Annotated in this window: 1 pseudogene; it reads left to right on the forward strand. The window is 35.6% G+C overall.

Features of this window, described 5'->3' with window-relative positions:
* Positions 1 to 247 (forward strand): annotated as a pseudogene (locus tag SB764_RS43440) (endopeptidase La); the annotation flags it as partial.

Consider the following 247-nt stretch of genomic DNA (forward strand, 5'->3'; position numbering starts at 1 on the left):
CCTGGGCCTTTATTAGACCGAATGGTAGTTATTACAATTCCTGGTTATACGGAAATTGAGAAAACGTTAATTACGAAAAACCATTTAATTCCTAAGCAGATTGAAGAAAATGGCTTAAAGAAAACGCAACTGACAATAAAAGATGAAGCAATCATCGATTTAATTCGTTATTATACTCGTGAAGCAGGGGTTCGTAACTTACAACGTCAAATTGCAGCACTATGTCGGAAAGCGGCAAAAATTATTG

This window comes from Paraburkholderia sp. SIMBA_027, from assembly GCF_046535315.1.
In the GTDB taxonomy this organism is placed as follows: Bacteria; Pseudomonadota; Gammaproteobacteria; order Burkholderiales; family Burkholderiaceae; genus Paraburkholderia; species Paraburkholderia tropica.